Source organism: Citrobacter sp. KTE151 (assembly GCF_000398845.1).
Taxonomy (GTDB): Bacteria; Pseudomonadota; Gammaproteobacteria; order Enterobacterales; family Enterobacteriaceae; genus Citrobacter; species Citrobacter braakii.
On record NZ_KB976064.1, the window covers coordinates 759,461 to 776,452 of the forward strand.

At 54.7% G+C, this 16,992-nt stretch carries 25 protein-coding genes; 2 read left to right on the forward strand and 23 right to left on the reverse strand.

The window, feature by feature from the left end; genetic code table 11:
• Positions 1 to 12 precede the first annotated feature (12 nt).
• From WC7_RS11070 to WC7_RS11030, 11 genes are all read right to left on the reverse strand, one after another.
• Positions 13 to 2,454, reverse strand: a complete 2,442-nt coding sequence (locus tag WC7_RS11070; RefSeq protein ID WP_016153614.1) for a phage tail tape measure protein — start codon at positions 2,452 to 2,454, stop codon at positions 13 to 15.
• On the reverse strand, positions 2,444 to 2,602 hold the full coding sequence (locus WC7_RS25670) for a GpE family phage tail protein (protein WP_306308100.1): 159 nt from the start codon (positions 2,600 to 2,602) through the stop codon (positions 2,444 to 2,446). The genes WC7_RS11070 and WC7_RS25670 overlap by 11 nt, the downstream gene beginning before the upstream one ends.
• Entirely contained in the window at positions 2,599 to 2,913 is a 315-nt protein-coding gene (locus WC7_RS11065; protein ID WP_016153615.1) for a phage tail assembly protein, read from the reverse strand. Before WC7_RS11065 ends, WC7_RS25670 begins: the two co-directional genes overlap by 4 nt.
• A gap of 53 nt (positions 2,914 to 2,966) precedes the next feature.
• Entirely contained in the window at positions 2,967 to 3,485 is a 519-nt protein-coding gene (locus WC7_RS11060; RefSeq protein WP_016153616.1) for a phage major tail tube protein, read from the reverse strand.
• A gap of 12 nt (positions 3,486 to 3,497) precedes the next feature.
• Positions 3,498 to 4,691, reverse strand: a complete 1,194-nt coding sequence (locus WC7_RS11055; protein WP_016153617.1) for a phage tail sheath protein — start codon at positions 4,689 to 4,691, stop codon at positions 3,498 to 3,500.
• 127 nt (positions 4,692 to 4,818) lie between these two features.
• Positions 4,819 to 5,346, reverse strand: a complete 528-nt coding sequence (locus WC7_RS11050; protein WP_016153618.1) for a tail fiber assembly protein — start codon at positions 5,344 to 5,346, stop codon at positions 4,819 to 4,821.
• A 15-nt stretch (positions 5,347 to 5,361) separates the two neighbouring features.
• Positions 5,362 to 6,930 (reverse strand): phage tail-collar fiber domain-containing protein, encoded by a 1,569-nt coding sequence (locus WC7_RS26375; RefSeq protein ID WP_016153619.1) that lies wholly within the window; start codon positions 6,928 to 6,930, stop codon positions 5,362 to 5,364.
• Between the two features lie 10 nt (positions 6,931 to 6,940).
• Positions 6,941 to 7,471 (reverse strand): phage tail protein I, encoded by a 531-nt coding sequence (locus tag WC7_RS11045; protein ID WP_016153620.1) that lies wholly within the window; start codon positions 7,469 to 7,471, stop codon positions 6,941 to 6,943.
• The gene (locus WC7_RS11040) at positions 7,464 to 8,372 is read right to left on the reverse strand and encodes a baseplate assembly protein (RefSeq protein WP_016153621.1); all 909 of its coding nucleotides are present in this window, start codon (positions 8,370 to 8,372) and stop codon (positions 7,464 to 7,466) included. The genes WC7_RS11045 and WC7_RS11040 overlap by 8 nt, the downstream gene beginning before the upstream one ends.
• A 5-nt stretch (positions 8,373 to 8,377) precedes the next feature.
• Positions 8,378 to 8,728: a GPW/gp25 family protein gene (locus tag WC7_RS11035; RefSeq protein ID WP_016153622.1), complete on the reverse strand. Its 351-nt coding sequence runs from the start codon at positions 8,726 to 8,728 to the stop codon at positions 8,378 to 8,380.
• Positions 8,725 to 9,366, reverse strand: coding sequence for a phage baseplate assembly protein V (locus WC7_RS11030; protein ID WP_016153623.1), 642 nt, complete (start codon positions 9,364 to 9,366; stop codon positions 8,725 to 8,727). The genes WC7_RS11035 and WC7_RS11030 overlap by 4 nt, the downstream gene beginning before the upstream one ends.
• Positions 9,367 to 9,654: 288 nt before the next feature.
• Between WC7_RS11030 and WC7_RS11025 the strand changes: the two genes are divergently transcribed.
• Both WC7_RS11025 and WC7_RS11020 read left to right on the forward strand, forming a co-directional pair.
• The gene (locus WC7_RS11025; protein WP_016153624.1) at positions 9,655 to 10,182 is read left to right on the forward strand and encodes a hypothetical protein; all 528 of its coding nucleotides are present in this window, start codon (positions 9,655 to 9,657) and stop codon (positions 10,180 to 10,182) included.
• A 1-nt stretch (position 10,183) separates the two neighbouring features.
• Positions 10,184 to 10,741 (forward strand): hypothetical protein, encoded by a 558-nt coding sequence (locus WC7_RS11020; RefSeq protein ID WP_016153625.1) that lies wholly within the window; start codon positions 10,184 to 10,186, stop codon positions 10,739 to 10,741.
• A gap of 96 nt (positions 10,742 to 10,837) precedes the next feature.
• On the opposite strand, the gene WC7_RS11015 is transcribed toward WC7_RS11020, so the two are convergent.
• From WC7_RS11015 to WC7_RS10960, 12 genes are all read right to left on the reverse strand, one after another.
• Positions 10,838 to 11,299 carry a phage virion morphogenesis protein gene (locus WC7_RS11015; RefSeq protein WP_016153626.1) on the reverse strand — a complete coding sequence of 154 codons (462 nt, stop codon included), beginning with the start codon at positions 11,297 to 11,299 and terminating at the stop codon, positions 10,838 to 10,840.
• Positions 11,292 to 11,759, reverse strand: coding sequence for a phage tail protein (locus WC7_RS11010; RefSeq protein WP_016153627.1), 468 nt, complete (start codon positions 11,757 to 11,759; stop codon positions 11,292 to 11,294). The genes WC7_RS11015 and WC7_RS11010 overlap by 8 nt, the downstream gene beginning before the upstream one ends.
• A complete protein-coding gene (gene lysC / locus WC7_RS27150) occupies positions 11,722 to 11,967 on the reverse strand; it encodes an Rz1-like lysis system protein LysC (protein WP_231390980.1) in 246 nt (81 codons plus the stop codon). Before lysC ends, WC7_RS11010 begins: the two co-directional genes overlap by 38 nt.
• Positions 11,855 to 12,283, reverse strand: a complete 429-nt coding sequence (gene lysB / locus WC7_RS11000; protein ID WP_016153628.1) for an Rz-like lysis system protein LysB — start codon at positions 12,281 to 12,283, stop codon at positions 11,855 to 11,857. The genes lysC and lysB overlap by 113 nt, the downstream gene beginning before the upstream one ends.
• Positions 12,265 to 12,696: a DNZ54_00345 family protein gene (locus tag WC7_RS10995; protein WP_016153629.1), complete on the reverse strand. Its 432-nt coding sequence runs from the start codon at positions 12,694 to 12,696 to the stop codon at positions 12,265 to 12,267. The genes lysB and WC7_RS10995 overlap by 19 nt, the downstream gene beginning before the upstream one ends.
• The gene (locus WC7_RS10990) at positions 12,693 to 13,205 is read right to left on the reverse strand and encodes a lysozyme (RefSeq protein WP_016153630.1); all 513 of its coding nucleotides are present in this window, start codon (positions 13,203 to 13,205) and stop codon (positions 12,693 to 12,695) included. Before WC7_RS10990 ends, WC7_RS10995 begins: the two co-directional genes overlap by 4 nt.
• Complete coding sequence (locus tag WC7_RS10985) at positions 13,189 to 13,410, reverse strand: phage holin family protein (protein ID WP_016153631.1); 222 nt, start codon at positions 13,408 to 13,410, stop codon at positions 13,189 to 13,191. The genes WC7_RS10990 and WC7_RS10985 overlap by 17 nt, the downstream gene beginning before the upstream one ends.
• A complete protein-coding gene (locus tag WC7_RS10980) occupies positions 13,401 to 13,604 on the reverse strand; it encodes a tail protein X (protein ID WP_032947112.1) in 204 nt (67 codons plus the stop codon). Before WC7_RS10980 ends, WC7_RS10985 begins: the two co-directional genes overlap by 10 nt.
• Positions 13,604 to 14,110 (reverse strand): head completion/stabilization protein, encoded by a 507-nt coding sequence (locus tag WC7_RS10975; RefSeq protein ID WP_016153633.1) that lies wholly within the window; start codon positions 14,108 to 14,110, stop codon positions 13,604 to 13,606. Before WC7_RS10975 ends, WC7_RS10980 begins: the two co-directional genes overlap by 1 nt.
• Before the next feature lie 99 nt (positions 14,111 to 14,209).
• Positions 14,210 to 14,965 (reverse strand): phage terminase small subunit, encoded by a 756-nt coding sequence (locus tag WC7_RS10970; RefSeq protein ID WP_016153634.1) that lies wholly within the window; start codon positions 14,963 to 14,965, stop codon positions 14,210 to 14,212.
• A 3-nt stretch (positions 14,966 to 14,968) separates the two neighbouring features.
• The gene (locus WC7_RS10965) at positions 14,969 to 16,036 is read right to left on the reverse strand and encodes a phage major capsid protein, P2 family (protein ID WP_016153635.1); all 1,068 of its coding nucleotides are present in this window, start codon (positions 16,034 to 16,036) and stop codon (positions 14,969 to 14,971) included.
• A 61-nt stretch (positions 16,037 to 16,097) separates the two neighbouring features.
• Complete coding sequence (locus WC7_RS10960) at positions 16,098 to 16,952, reverse strand: GPO family capsid scaffolding protein (RefSeq protein ID WP_016153636.1); 855 nt, start codon at positions 16,950 to 16,952, stop codon at positions 16,098 to 16,100.
• Between the last annotated feature and the right edge of the window lie 40 nt (positions 16,953 to 16,992).

Here is a 16,992-nt window from a genome sequence, read left to right on the forward strand (position 1 = left end):
TTGCCCCCTCTCTCAGTCGAGTCTCATGTTGGATCGCTGACGCGCACGCTTTTCACGGTCAAGTTTGTCGACGGCGTCACGGAGCTGGCGGTCAAGGTCACCACCTGGCGCAACGCCACCCTGCAGGGTGATGTTGTATTCGCTTTTGCTCTGGTCTATATAAGAGCGACCTGCAGGCGCAGTGACCGGCTGATACGCCTGATACCCGCCATAACTCGCTGTCGCAGGGATATACCCGCCACCCGGTGAAGCCTTATCCGCTTTCGCTGCAGTCTGGTCGAGGTCGGTCGATTCTTTTTTGAGAACGCCGAGTTTCTCCAGCAGCCAGCCAACCTTGCCGCTCAGGCTGTTAAACAGGTTGAGCGGCGTCATCAGCGCATCAGCCAGCGCCTGACCAAACGCGACGCCGACATTTTTGCAACTGTCGAGCGTGTCCTGCGTGGCTTTCACCGGCGCAAGCAGGTCTTTAAACCACTGGCAGACAACGCCCAGCTTTTTCGCAATAGCATCAAACACCGGCGCGAGCGGAGTGAACATCGTCCCCACCGGGGCAAAGGCAGCTTTCATCCCCTCCACCACCCCCGAGAAGAATGCACCAATCGGCTCCCAGTATTTACGGATGAGCAGCGCACCGGCCACCACCGCCCCGGCGACCGCCAGCACCGGCAGGGTGATTGCGCCAATGGCCGTGACAATCGCGCCGCCGACCGTACTGAAAACCACACCAAGCACGCCAGCAGCCGCAATGATGGCATTTATCCCCATTACCACCGGCCAGGCAATAAGGCCAATCCCGCCCATCACCCCGATTAGCGCCAGCGCGCCCCCGACCACCACGCCGAGGGTGGTCGCCAGCCCCTTATTTTTCTGGATCCAGCTGTCAAGCCTGAGCACATACTGCGTGGCCGTCTGCGTCAGCTTACGCAGAGAGCCCTCCTGCTGGTCAAACAGGTCGGTCCCGACCGCCTCATAGGCTGACTGAAATTCTTTGAAGTCGCCGCCGAGGTTATCCTGCATAACCTTAACCAGCTCCTCAGTCTTGCCGTCCGAGGCTTTAAATGCGGCAGTGAGCTTATCGAGCTTGCCGGTTGAGGCCGCCGTCATCAGCACGGCGGCCGCCGAGCTGGCCTCCTCCCCGAAAATGGTTTTCATGTATTCGGCGCGCTGACCCGTCCCGAGATTGTTTTTCTCAAAACTGCGCTGCATTTCTTTCAGGATGGAAAATATCGGACGCGTGTTGCCCTTGCTGTCGGAGGTTTTCACCCCGAGTTCTTTGATGGCGTCATAGGCTTTGCCGGTCGGTGCCTGCAGGCGACTCATGACCGCACGGCTTCCCGTTCCCGCCATCGAGCCGGTGATTTTTGAATCGTGCAGCGCCCCCACCATCGCGGCGGTTTCCTCGATACTCACCCCGGCATTTTTCGCCACCGGCGCGGCATAGGTCAGCGCATCGCTCATCCCGTCAAAATCGGCGGCGGTTTTGTTCATCGTCATCGAGAGAACATCACCAATATGCGCGACCTTGTCATTTGAGAGCTGAAACGCTGATTTCATCCCGGTCAGCAGCGCGGCGTTCTTTTCCATCGTGCGCTTGTTGGACAGCGCCATATTCAGCGTGACCGGCGTCGCCGCCTGAATGGCCGCCGCATCCCCGCCACTTTTGGCGATAATAATCTGCGCCCCCGCCGCATCATCGGCAGAGGCCGCCGTATTGTCCCCGAGCTGGCGCGCCTGTTTGCGCAGCGCCTGCATTTCGGGTGACTGTTTGTCGACACCGAGCACCGCCTGCAGCTCTGAGTTCTTCTGCGCAAATTCATAGCCCGGCGTCAGCAGTTTAACCCCGGCCATCGTTCCCGCCGTCGCAATGCCGACACCGGCAGCGCCCGCCGCCGCCGCGTTACCGGCCAGTGATTTACCGGCCTGATACCGTTCTTTCACCCGGCTTAACTTCGCCTGCTGTGCACTGACTTTCGCCAGTGCCTCGCGCTGACGGTTAAGCTGGGCGGTGGTTTCACTGATGCGGGATTTAAGCCCCCGCTCATCATTTGCCAGATTACGGGTATTAATTCCCGCCGCACCGAGCTCGCGCTGCTGGCGCTTTACTGACTCCGTGAGGCTGTTGTATTTCGTCTGCAGCCCTTCGGCGGCACGCTTCGCGGATTCAAGCACCTGCGCCTGCGCACGCGTCGGGCGCTCCGTGTTTTTAAACTGCGTGGCGAGTGCTTCGGCTTCCTGTTTCGCTTTATCAAGCGCGTGACCGGTCACGGCAAGCTGTGCGCTGGCTTTTCGGAATCCGTCGATACGGGATGCCTGCGCATTCAGCTCGCGCAGGCTTTTCTGTGACGTGCGGATATCACCGGACAGGGATTTGCTGGCGTTCTGAATCGCTTTGAGCGGTCGGCTTGCCCGGTCGACGGCATTCAGCAACACCTCGATTCTGACGTTATTGCTCATGATGGTTTCCGCTTCGTTGCAGCGCCTTGTCGCGCCATGTCAGGAGCTCGGTCACGCTCAGGGAATGTAACTCTGATGGCGGCCAGTGGAAAATCACCGCGATATCCGCCATCAGGTCATCGACCGACAGGTTTTTCGGAAAGGTCAGCGACCCGAAGCATGCGACAAAAAACCGACCACCTTCCCGGCCAGCGAAATCAGATCAGACGCATCGAGACGCGTGACCTCGTGCTCGGTCAGGGCGGGATACGTCATGCGTGGCAACACTTTAATCAGCGCATCAACGTCAGAATTCGCCAGCGAGGCCAGCGACACCCCGCGCAGGGTTCCGGCATTCGGTTTGGTTAGCGTGACCTGTTCAATTTTCTGCTCACCGCGCATCAGCGGGGTATCAAAAATCACCACATTCGGATTGACGGTTTCAGTGTCAGCAACGGCAGTTTCATTGATATTTTTCATGGGTATTCTCATCAGGAAAAGTGACCGGCCAGCCTCACTGACCGGGTAAGGGATCACAGGCCAATCGCCCTGCGGTGCTCCGCCAGACGGTCGACGCCGTCGACTTTCAGCACCATGTTAACGACGTCAATCTCGATGACTTCGCGGCCATCAATCGTGAGCTGGTAATAGGCACACTCAGTCGACATTTTGGTCGTGCCGCTTTCGCCCTGCTTGTTCTCACCGCCGTCATACTCTTTGTGACGGCCACGCATCACCACCTCAACGGCAGAAATCGCGCCGGTGTCATCACGCTGATAAGAGCCAGTAAAACGCAGCGGCACACTGTCAGCCCCCGGTGAGGCGTACTGCGCCCACAATTCAATGTCAGGCAGACCGCCGAGCGTCCACTCCAGCGACAGCGCATCGTCATCAAGGCCGAGGTCAATCGACACCGCGCCCGGCATCCCGCCGCCGCGATATTTCTCCAGCTTGCGGGTCAGCTTTGGCAGGGTGACAGACTCAACGACGCCCATGTAGCTGAGGCCATCGTTGAACATATTCAGATATTTAAGTTTGCGGGGTAACGCCATGCTCGAAGCTCCTTAGCTATTGACCGCATCCGACAGATTCGCCAGATAGGTGTCGGTGATGCGCTGGCGCAGGGTCAGGTTCTCCAGCGGCGGGACGGGGGTGTAGTCGTAATCGATATACAGCTTCCCGACTTTCAGGGTCGCAGTCTCGTTTGACTCCGGGTCATACCAGCAGGAGCCGTCAACGATATACCCGTTATTTTTCAGCTCGCGGAATTTGGCATTGATGCCCGAAACGATGTCACGAATGAGGGTCGGGGTGATGGGCTTATCCATCGCCCACGCGTGCGCCTCCGCCATCGTGTCGGCCAGTACCTGCGCGGTGCGGGTGTAGTTCTCATACAGGAAAAGCGGGTCATCTGAGCAGGTGCGGTTTCCCCAAAACTTGAAACCGTCATTGCGGATAAGCGTCGTAACACCGGCTTTGTTAAGCAGGCTGGCGTCGGTCGCGGGCTCCTGCAAATCCCACGACACCGAGGCGCTGACGCCGGTGACGCCATTCACACCGACGTTTGACAGGGTTTTATGCCAGCCGACGGTCTGGTCAATTTTGGCACGCAGACCGAGCGCGCGCGCCGTTGCCCAGGCTGTCGCAGTCTCATTCGCCGTGGTGTCCCATCCCAGAAAATCCGGGAAGATAACCATCAGCTCACGCTGGCTGAAATTCTCGCGGTAGTTGATGGCATCAGAAATGGTTTTGCAGCCCCACGCACTGACATAGCCAAACGCGCGCAGGCTCTGGCAGGTGGACGCGAGCGCCGTCGCCACTTCCTGCGGGTCAAGACCCGGCACACCGAGAATGCGCGGCTTCACGCCGGTGACGGTCTGCGCCGCCAGCAGCGCTTTCAGGCCGGTGTATTTGCCGTTTTCGTCGGTCGTGCCGATGATGTTGGAAATAGTTTGTTTCTTCCCGGCCTCCGGGTCATCCGGGTCTTCGACACCTTCGGCCACGCGCACGGCCACAATGACCGGTTTGCACTGGTCAGCGATGGCCTGCAGGGACGTCGACAGCGTCCCCTTTTTTCCCGCCTTGCCGATAGCACTTTGCACGTTGGTAATGAGCACCGGCTCATTGAGGGGAAATGTCTTTTCGTCAGCATCGCTGGCCGTGCAGACCATGCCGATGATGGCCGTTGAGACGGTGGAAATGGTGCGCACGCCATCGTTAATCTCGATGACCTCTACGCCATGATGAAAATCACTCATCCGTTTAACTCCGTGGTTAAGGGTGCGTGTATTTTCTGTTGTGTGGTGATGGCGGGCTATTTGTCAGGGTTGGATAAGGTCTGACACAACCGGGGAGCAGGAAAGCGCGGGCAACCGCCCGCCTGAGTTATTCCGGTCTGGGTGGCCACTCTCGTGTGGACTCATCCGTACGGTTTAACAGTACGCTGTATCGTTCCCACGCGTCGAGTCGTCTGATTTCTTCTTCAGTGGCCATCTCTAACCTGACCGCACGTTCAAGCGGGGCAATTACGGTTTCGGCGTCAGCAAGCAACGTTTGTTTTTTTGCCTCTGTTTGTTTTTTTAACTCTTCGACAGTGTAAATTCGGGGCGTTATCTTATTCCCATCAAATATCCACTCTCCACGAATATCCGCCCGGCGATTAGCTGTGGTATCAGGAACTTCGGCAACACTGAGATTTTCAGGCCACAACATCGATACGTCTTTGCTGATACTACGGATGACGCGATCATTATCGTATGTAAATTTAATCGAATCTGCTGAAAATAGCTTTTGGCTCTCATACCAATCCTGACCATCTTCAGAAAATAAAAATAAGACGTTATGCTTTGCGAGTTCAATTTGTTCAACGGTGACGGGTTCACCACGGCTGAAATTTTTAATATTTTGCTGCATGCGTTATTCCTCCTGCTATTGCCCAACGACAAACCAGCCCCGCGACGGGAAACAAATCTGTAATGTGCGACGGTAAACATTATCAGGGACACGATCCCCATCGTTCTGGGTTAACCCTGTCAGCACATACCCTGCCTGATCATTAAATCCACCAAACGGAACAGTCTGAACCAACGCAGTTTCAACAGCACCGAATCTGACATTCGACACAAAGTTCTGGTTAACCCAGTCCCACGTTGCACGGGTATTAATGTTGTTATCTCGTGAAGAAAAATTCGTACTAAGCCAGTCATGTAACCAGCCACTCCACCGGGTACCATAAATACTACCATCAGGAGTAAATGCGGCTGTACCGGCCCTCAGATAACCAGGTACAGACCAGTCACCGTTATTGAGATTGAATGACGCAATACGCGTTTGCCCGGCGCCGGAACCTTTGCCAAAGATACGGACCTCTGCGCCCAGGAGGTCTGTGTTAAACTCAGCACCCGATGCAATGTTCTGAATAGAATATTGTGGACTGTCGCCATTTGTCGTTTTAATGGTTACACCAGACTCAGACAACGTCAGTGTTCCCGTCATCATGTCACCATTTTTATCGACCGAATTAGTGGCTTTATCAACCGTGGGCTTTAAACCAATATTCTGGACAAACAACGATGGATTCGGAATATCTGAACCATTACGGTCTCTGGAAAGTCGTGCACTGGCATTATCCATTGCGATTTTGACCGCTTTCGGCGTGGCGGCCAGTTCTTCGTTGACGCTGTCAGCCTCATTACTCAGCTTCACAAGACCTTTTCGCGTTGTACTCGCGTCCTGAGCCGTATATTTCTCACTGGCAAGGTCATACGCCACCTTAACCGCTTTCGGGGTCGCGGATAGGGTCTCAGACACGCTGTCGGTGGCGTTGCTGAGTTTCACCAGACCTTTCTGCGCCGTGCTCGCGTCCTGAGCCGTATATTTACCACTGGCAAGGTCATGAGCCGCCTTAACCGCTTTCGGCGTCGCGGCGAGTGCCTCAGACGTGCTGTCGGTCGCGCTACTGAGTTGCACAAAGCCTTTTTCTTTCAGCGTGGCGTCAGGATGATTGCGGGACAACGCATGCTCTGCCAGTTTATCGTCGACATAATCCTGTGTCGCCATCACCGTTGTCGCGTCAATGGACAGCTCCACCGAGGCGATATTGTTGACAATAATCACCATGCGACAGGTCTGAGCACGCCCCGAGCCCTCCGCCAGTTCAGGCTTGTAGCTCTCCGCCATATTGGCAACGGCTATCAGCGTGCCCGCATCATCATACAGACCCAGCTCACGCATCCAGAAGCCGCCCACCTCGGGAGGAATGACCAGCTCAGCCACGATATAGTTTTTATTTTTGTTGTCCTGGCTGATTTTATTCAGCGCATGACGCCAGACTTCATTGATGAGCTTTACCTGCCCGACGTTCGGCTCCGGCAGTACGCCACCGCCATCCCCGACGGCCATCGCGGTAAAGTTCACCTTTTTACCACCCGGCACCGTGGCCGCCGCCAGTTTTGTAGCTCCGGCGGTGGTAATAATTGTTTTAAATTTCGTGCTCATTATTCCTCACTCATCCGGGATAAACCGTAATAATGTCGCCGTCATACACCACACCACCGACATACATATGACCGGGAATGTCCTGGATAATATTCAGGCCAATCAGGTGACGGCTGGCAGGTTTCGCATCCGCAATCAGGCGCTCCATTTCAAAATACATTTCCTCAGAAATACCGCTTTCCAGCACACCGATATCAAGCCGGAATGTGCCGGGCGGGTCGCGGGTCTCCCACCACTCCGTAACGTTGATGACATAGCCGAGCGGCTCCACCACCCGACGAACAGCACCGATAGTGCCTTTGTGGCAGTGAATAAAGTACGCATCACGGATGACGGCGCGCTTCGTTTCCTCCGGCCAGTTCTCATCCCAGCGGTCGACAGAAAACGCCCACGCCAGCCACGGCAGCAAATTAGCCGGGCAGGTGTCAGGACTCCACAGACGACGCAACGGGACGGGGGTGTTTTCGATATCCGCGCAGGCACGCGCCGCCGCCACCTCAAGCGGTGACGAGCCCACCGGCAGCAGACGGGTATCACTCATCTGAGCCCCCGATCACAATGCTGTAATCAGTGCAAAATGACGCCTGCGCACTACTGAGCACAAGGTCAGCCACCGGCGCGGCCAGCTCGACGCGCTGGACACCCTCGACATGCAGCGCGGCATAAATGGCAGACAGGCGAATGTCACGCCCGAGACGGTGCTGCGCACTGATATAGCCCTCCAGCTTTTTCACGGCAGCGGCGCGAATGGGTTCGCTTTCCGGACCGGGATAGAGATAAAGCGAGGCGGTTATCTGGTAGTCAACAATGTCGGCTGACTGCACCGTCACACGGTCTGCGACCGGCCTGACATCTTCGGCGTTAAGTGCGTTACGTACCACGGCGAGCAGCTCATCAGAGGCGACGCCGTTGTTTTCACGCGACAGCACAGAAATCGTCACACAGGCGGGTGACGGGCTGGTTACTGAGATATCTGCGACCCGCCCGTCAGCACTGCGACCATGGAACTGATAAGCGCCGACAGACCCGGCCACGCTCATTCCTTCAAATGCCTGCTGAACGCGCAGGCGGTAATCGGTGTCCGACTCCATAACGGCAGGTGTGGGCGGCAGCGTGGTCTCATCGGCAGGCGTGATAACAAGACGCCCGACGCTGAAATTTGCGCCGATATTATCGAGGTCATTACCGGCGGCATACGCCAGCATGACCGCGCGCGCCGATTCATTCACGCGCTGACGCCAGATAACCTCCCGGTAAGCGTTCTCCTGCAGTAACTTAACAATCGGCTCCGATTCAAGCGTCAGCGTGCGCGCAACCGCCTCCTGCTGTTCCTCCGGGTACAGTGAGACAAGCGTCGCTTTTCGTTCTGCCAGAATGGTTTCATAGTCCAACTCATCCACCACATCAGGCGCAGCGAGCAGGCTCAGGTCAACAATAGCCATAGTGTTTAACTCAGTGGAATGGTGATAGAAAAAGGCTGGCCTGACACCGACCGCGTGCCGGTGATATCGACATACATCGCGCCGTCATTCTCCCCGCGTTCAAAGGTGATGGTCGTCAGGCTGACACGCGGCTCCCACTTCTGGATCGCGGAATAGCACGCGGCCATAATCTGCAGGCGTAGCGCCGGGGTCTGCGGCTGGTCAATAAGCGCCGACAGCAGCGAGCCGTATTCACGACGCATCACACGCGAGCCAACCGGCGTGACCAGAATGTCGCGCACGCTCTGCCTGATATGCTCAACCTCAGAAATACTGAGCCCGGTATGACGGTTCATTCCCAGATAGCTCGTCGTCATTTTGTCCCCACCGTTCTGTCATCGCCCCGTTTCACGCCGCCGTGGTCATGGTCATCCACCTGCACGCCGTTTGATTTAAACGTACCGCCGTCGTGCTCGATGTCGCCGCTCATCTTCCCGCCCTTTTGCACCTCAAGCGTGGCCGTGGTCAGTTTGTTGGTACAGACCACCTCGGGGGTATCGAGCGTGATGCGGGTGGACGCTTTGACCAGTACCAGCGGCACAGTTGCGGTAATGGCGTCCGACGCGGTGACGTCAGCGGTTTTGATACCACTCACCGTGAGTGACCCACTTTCAGGCTCATACTCAATAACCGCTCCGTCAGGAAAGGAAACGTGAAAAGCATCAGGCGAGGCCGACGGCGCGGGATGGTCATCAGAGAAAATGCCGGGCAGCACAAAGGCGGTGTCGAGCTCGCCGCCAATGGCAAGAATCAGCACCTGCTCGCCAACCGAGGGAGCCCACCAGACGCGCGAGCGACCGGCGCGGCAGCTCAGCCAGTTTAACCAGGTGGTTTGCATCCCACCGGTCTGGACACGGCAGAGCCCCTCATCGGGATTGACTGCAGTCACAATGCCGGTGCGGATAAGGTTTCGGATAGCGCGGGCGATATCCTGAATGGAATTTAAAGTATTCATGGGGAAAGGATGCCGCCGGGCAAGGCCAGCGGCAATCAGGCTGGGTTTTGTCGTGGGTGAAACAACAAACGTTAACAGTTAGTCTGAACATTAGATGAGTTTAACAGTGGTCGTGTTTGACTATGACATTTTGAAAAATAAGCGCCACCAGTACCATTCATGATACTTTCATGCGGCGCCTATAAGTGCATAGTCAACAAAAAGATCCAATGAACCCCTTGATTTATCAGCAAGAAATAAATATAACGTCTTTCATAAAAGCAAGCCCCATTTAAAACGAGGGACAACATGAAGGATAGCGACATTATTGCAAGCATTGGTGCAATAGTTTCTTTCTTTGCATTGATTATTTCACTTAAAAGTTTCTTTGTGGCCAAAAAGTCACTAAACATAGCAGCGATTCAACACGACCAAAGAAGCTTAGGTATAAATTTATATTACATCGATGCTTACAAATGGAAAAAAGACAGAGAGACTTACATTTCCTTCGCTTTGAGGTTTACTAACCTGAGCACTCTAAATGATACCATTTCAAAGATAGAGTTGCATATTGAATTCCGGGATAAGAAGAATGCAACTGGGAAAGTGAAGATCGAACCCAACACATTAGTGACTCCAATTAATTTAAAAAATCACACCGACATTATCAAGCAACCACTAAATCTTTCCGAGAAATCTGCTAAATCCGGATGGATCACATTTAAGCTACCAGAATTAATAACAAATGAGCTGACGATAGATTTATATCGAGTTATAGCGGAATCGATTGATAAAAAAACGATATCCATCGAAACGCACATCATCAATGAGGTTTAGAATGAAAAACAAAATCGCAATAAGAAGAGATGATTACTTGAACCTTGTTGGAGATGGTGCCATCGCAAACGCCAAGACAGCCGATGGAAGACTAATACCCGTTATAATATTAGATACAAGAGAGAAAAAACAACTTGAATATTTAGTTAAAATGCACGAACAAATAGATACCGGCGATGTCAGTTCCATCTGGTCTATAACACGTTTTAATCATGAACAAGTGAACTTAGTTTTGTTTTTCAAAACCCCTATGGAGTTCAAAGTAGCCATTTCACTTCAATCATTGAAACACTCCCCCATCATTGAAGGGATACGTATATCTAAAGCTGTTTATATACAACCTGGCAAACCCGGAGACAGAGTTAGCGATGATATTAATGCACCTAAAATTCTAGTTGAAATCCCTGCAAAGACCACTTTCGAAAAATGGGATGAGATTTTTGAAAAAATGGTAATAAAAAAACTAAAAAAAGAGGGGCTTCGTGGTAAAAATTTAAAAGAGGCAGCGCGTGAACACATTTTATTAATAAAAGACATTTGGGGAAGAAGATTAAAATAGAAAATACAATCAGCAAAAGACTAGGTAAACACATCTAAGTTTACCTAGTCTTTTAAAATTAGACATTTAAAAATAAATAATTACTTGTAACTCATATCAATCCATAGAGACTCCATTTAAATGCTTAATGACCAGTTCCTCAACGAACTGTTTATCGTCCTGACTAAACCCAAGTAACTGACGTTCCGGGTATTGCACGTCCTGAACATGAAGGTTAGGCCGATCTTTGAGTCCGAGCTGATGAATCTGCGCAATACGTTGCACCTTGCCTGTAAACTCCACCACAGCAGCATCATTGCGGCCACTGGCTTTCATGTAGCGACTCGTTCGCAGCTTCTGAAACATCGCCCGTTTTATTCGCCCTTTTTTTGCCCTGAGCGGCTGACGCTTTCGCGCCTGATACGGCGTGCCATCAGGTGCTTTTTGTTGTTTGATACGTTGCTGTTGCGATCTGCGCAGCTCCTTCGCAATTTCAGCGGCCAGCTTACGACGAGACACCGGTGCTAATGCTCCGATAAGCCCTGCCACTTGGTTATCAAAAGGCGTTAATTCACTCATTCCACTTACTCACCAGCTCACCATTGATATAGAGCTCGGTCGGACGGGGGACAGGCTCCGGCAGGGGTGGCTCCGGGGCATAGCTGACGTGTAATGCGCCGTTTTCCTCCCGGACAAGGGTGCGCTCAGTCAGTTGCAGGCTGATACTGATATCGACATTATCCCCGTCGTTTAAATCCATCTGGAATCGATAGCCCTTTTTGCGCCCCTCATCGAGCGTGCAGATATCCGGCTGGTTTTCTCGCAGCCACGCCGCCACCGGCACAAAAATCAAGTCTGGGTCGCCGACAAAGTCACACACGATCACATTTAGCGTGTATTTCTTTTCATGGGACAGCGAAGCCGCGAGACGCGCATCGATATTCCCCTCATCGGCAAAGATACGCATCATCTCGGGGTTATTCAGGAGCTGCGGGACGGCGTCATTCAGCGCTTTGCGCAGGCTTTTCATTTTCTGCATCGATTTTATCCTGACAGTCTTTGATGGTTTCGACCTTAATCGCACAGGCGGTGAGCGCGTGCTCCAGCCTGCGAATATCGGCACTCAGATCACCGTTATTGACGGGGTCGCTTCCCGGCATCGGGCAGAAGCTCACCTTCGGGCAGGCGTTGTAAACAACGGGCGGCCGAGGCGCAGCCTGTTCGGATGTGCAACCGGCGCACAGCATCAGGCAGCTTATCGCTGTACCAGCGGCGTAACGTCTCGTTTTCATTCATCAGCCTCGTTATGGTTTCTTCCCGTCTTGCCGCCTGCTCACCGGCAACGGCCAGCTCATCTCCGAGTCTGACCTGCGCATCCTCATTCGCCCTGGCGATTCGCTGCGATACGGCAAGCTGATTTTTCAGCATGCCAATCGTCGTCTTTTGCGCACTGGCGACGCGATTCGCTTTCTCAAATGACCGGGATAAGTTTTCATTTTCATGTCGCTGCCACAGCAACCCGGCCAGCGCAGCAACCAGAAGGATCACAATGAATCTGGACACATCCCCTCCCCCTCGATGCGCTGACGGTAAGCAGTGCGCACAGCGTTAAGCACCAGAACACAAATCAGATACAGCAGCGCTGTAAACACCCATCGCGCGCCGACCAGACAGGAAAAAACGCCAGCAAAAATAAGCAGCGACCAGAAGCGGCGCAGCGGGGAAGGTTTACGACAAAACACAAAACGGAAAATCTTCATTAACGCATCATTCAGCGGGATACCCTTTTGCCGGTTTCCCTGCCAGTGCTCATAGGCAACCACACCGGCGAGGCTGGCAGCAATGCAGACCACACAGCCAAACAGCGCCCATACGGCAACGAAATTGACCGCCACGCTCTGCGGGTTCGTCAGCCCCATAAACAGCATCAGCGTCAGCAGGAAATCAAAAATCAGTGAGGTAATGTGCTGTTTCATTGAGTAACTCCTTTCATGCAATACGCCAGCTCCCGCGCGCGGCGGTTCTCCAGCCCTTTATTTTTTGTGCCGTTGACATACACCCAGCGGGTGAGCTGGTTGCACGCCTGCCACCACTGGTAACGTTTGATAAACGAGACCAGCGTCGACCGACAGGCCGCACCGGTTCCGACGTTAAACGCAAAACTGACCAGCGAGTCATAGACGCGCGGTGGCATATCCACCGGCACACAGACCGCGAGCCGTTGCTCGACGTTGAGCACATCTGCAACGAGATTCTCCGCCGCCTGTCGCTCTGTGAGATCCCCTTTCGGGACCACACCGGCAGTGTGGCCGATGCCCGACGTCCACACTCCCGCGCTGCACTGGTAAGGTGTCAGGCGACATCCTTCGAGGTCGGCAATCAGTGCCAGCCCCTCGGGCGAGGTGTTAAGCAGACGAAAATCAGGCACCAGTGCCGCCAGCACCAGCACGGCGGCCACACTGCAGCGTTTAATGATTGAGCTCACGGGCAGCCTCCTTATCGAGTCCGAGTGAGGTCAGGTAGCGGTAGGTTTTACGCTTAAACCAGTAATTCGTCAGCGCGGTAAAAATGGCGCAGGCACTCCCCACATAGAGCGCCAGCTTTTCAGGGGACATTGCCCCGAAATACGCCAGCCCCACGGCCAGCCAGTAAGCGATAAACGTCGTGATTTTTTCCACACTCAGTCCCATAAATTCACCGTTTCGGTTTTCGGGGCGCTGTCGGTTTCGGGCAGTTCGATTGCCATGCCGTGCGGCAGAATAACGCCCAGCTCTGACAGACCCGGATTCGCCTGCAGCACCGTTTCAACGACGCCCTCAGTGCGCCCGTAATACCTGGCGCAAATCGCATCGAGGGTGTCACCCTGCATCGCCCTGACCTTCATCAGATTTGGCCGACAATACAGCGCGGCTTGTCCTGAATACGCGCCACAGACCAGCGCATATCCCGCCACAGCTCATCGATAACCGCCTCGGTGCTTTCCGCTTTGCGGTCGCCTTTCGCCGTCGCATCGATGCCGCGATAACGCTCAAACAGCGTGGCGCAGGTCATGGCGCAGACGGCGCGGAAATAGTGGAAACAGCGCACGCTTTCGCCATCGATATCATCGGCAGGCACATCAGCCAGCGTTTCATGCCCTGCGGCCATCTGCTCAACCCGCCACAGAGCAAGCTCCGCATTGGTTTCAGCCATACCGGCTTTAATCGCATCATTCAGGCGCAGCGCGGAAACGGTCTGCTCCAGACGCATCAGCTCGCGCACACGCTTCGGATCCACATCAGGGAAAAAGAAAGTGTTTTTTATTACCGACTCGCTCACGTCCGGTGGTGGTATCACCACGCCCGGCACATCCTGCGGCTCTTTTTTTGGCTCAATAATCACTGTCGTCATGACAACCTCGGGTAATGGGTGGGCGGTGGACGCCGGTCGCAGTAAGGGCAATCAATACCCGCATTGACCAGCGTGCCGCCCGGCTCGGGGAGCGCTCTTTTAACCTGCGGTTTTTGCCGCTTTCGGAGGACGCCCGCGCCCTGCCGCCGGTTTGGCGGCAGGTTTGCACGTGCGCGGTTTATTCTGTTTTGGTGCGGGTTCTGCTTTGGGTTTCAGCGCGCGCTCGAGCTGTTCAATATCCTTTTTCACACCGACAGTTCGCTCTAACTGGATCGCACGCTGCAGGTGCGCCAGCGCGTCAGTCAGACGGCCAGCCTCACGCAGCACGTAGCCGGTAATTTTGTGCAGCTTCGCGCGCACGATATCCGGCATGTCTGCACGTTCGGTCAGTGCGATGGTGTCGAGCAGGAGCGACAGCCCGACAGGCTGTTTCGCATCGAGCAGGCGCTGCGCTGACAGGGCGACCTCTTCGGCCAGTAAATACGGCGTGGTGCGCCGGTGGCCGCCGGTCGGCATGGTCAGGCCATAGGTCATCGCATAGCGGGCAATCTCCAGCGCACCGGCGATATCATCCGCATCGAGGCGCCACAGCATGACGGTCATGACAATGTCATCCTGCGCCCCTTTTCCGGCGCTGAGGACACCCGACACCCACGGCATATAGAACGGCAGCAGTTCACGCTTTTTGTCTGCCTTGCGTTCATTGGAGCGGATTTGTTTTAACGTGCGACAGTCTGCGGCCAACTTGACGAGCATCTGCTCATAGGCAGTTGCATTGCGCAGCGGAGCAGCAGCCCGCCGCGCAGTCTCAGAGGCCGAGACCCGCATCATGTGACGCGCTGCGGGACTCGTCATGGCTTATTCCCCGCTTTCCGGTGCGGCAGGTGCAGTGAAGTCACCGAGGTTGATGTTTTCAATCAGGCAACCGGCGGCGTAAGCCTCGACCACATAGTCAATATTCATTGACTCGTAGTTTTCGACACGGTCCTTTTTCGGCTCCTCGATGATGGCGCGGCGGTGTGCATCATCCATGAAGTAAATCGACAGGTTATCGAGGCGAGTCACCATCAGGGCATTCGCCGGGAAGTACGGCACGCGCACAGCAGGCAAGTTGCCGATACGCTTCTGGCTGATGATGATGTCAGCGGCCAGCGTTTCGCTGTTTTCCTGCGCCTTGTTAACCAGCGGGAAATATTTATCCGCCATCAGCTTACGGCCAGTGATAACGACGAGCTCCGGGTCATCCTGATAAATCTCATCAATCAGGTTGGTGGTCGAATCCATCACCAGCGCATCGAGGTTTTCATAGTCACCGTTTTTACCCACGCGGATCACATCGGAAATAACATTACCCTCATCATCAGTGACTTTCGACATCACACGCGCTGCAGCTTCATTGCGGTATTTCTGCAGCCAGCCCACCGCGACATCCTGCAGCATCGGGTTCGTTTTGCGGTTGGAGGTCTCCGCGCGGGTGATACCGTTGAAACCGGCCATGATGAAATCGAGCGACTGACGCTTGATAATCGCGTCACGGATACGGGTCTGAAAGTCCTGGAAACGCGCCCACAGGTCGAGCTGTTTGTAACGAATATGGAAATCAAAGTTGATTTGCGCGCATTCGTATTTGTTGGATTCGAGCGCAGTGAAATCAGCAGTCTTACGCTCGTCATCGGCGGCGGTGTCCGTGGTGCTCGCAATCGTGCCGTTGACGCCAACCCCTACCTTTTCGCCTTTCAGCTCGTCGACCGGCACGATATTAATTTTGGTCAGAAACGCGGATGACGCCTGCAAGGTGGTCATCAGGGTCTGCGTCACGGACGGCTCAACGGTGAATTTTTTTGCCACGTCGTCGGTGTCGACGCCGTTCAGCTCCGCCACGCGGGACAGGTAAGCATTGAATTTAAAGCGGGTATCTTTACGCATTGTTATTCCTGTTTTTCTAAAAAGGGGCATCAGGCCGAGCGACACGCACCCGGCAGGTCTGTCAGCAGTTGGTCAGCAGCTCGTCACCCGCCCCGCCTTTCGATTTCTCGCGGCGCGGCTGGCGATAGCTTTCGGTGTTATCGAGGGAGCTTTTCAGGGCGTTAAGCGCCTGCGCGCTTTGCGTGGTCTGGCTGGTCACGTCCTGCTTTAGCTGTGCAAAGGCGGTTTCCAGCTCAGTGACGCGCGTTTCGGTGGCGGTCAGGTTGGTCTGTACCTGCTCAGAGACGGCGGTCACCGCTTCATGCACATCAGCAAGACGGGCGTCATCGCTGACCTGTTTGCGGCTGAAAATCGATTTGACCTTATCGGTCAGGCTGTTGAGCATGGAGTCGGGAACATCCTCGAATTCCAGCTCAGCAAGGGAGGCCACCGAGAAGAGGTCGCCCGGCTGGTCTTTTTTACCGGCGAGCGGGTTCTGCGCAGCACGGCTGCAGAATTCGAGATATTCCGTACCGAGGCTTGCCGGGTCATCGGTTACAGCAAGGCCAACGAGATAACATTTACCGGTGTTGGAGAAATTCGGGCGAATTTCCATCGAGGTGTAAACCTTCTGACCGGCACGCACCATGCTCATCAGTTCATCAAGCGGTGCAATCTTGCCAAACAGCGCTTTTTTGCCGTTCAGCGCAGAGTCATCACTGATGATTTCCGCTTTCACTTCGGTCACGTCGCCATAGCGTTTAAACGGACTGTCAGGCCAGAGGCTTTTGATGTGTTCGAGGTTAATACGGCAACCGTAGACGCGCGGGTCAAAGGTATCCGCCATGTCCTGAATGTCATCGCCGTTAATGACACGGCCATCGCAGGTGTCACCCTCGACGCCGATGCGAAACCATTTAGAAACTTTCTTTGCCATTGTTCAGGTGTCCTGATGTTGGGTTTTCGGTTCGGGTGTA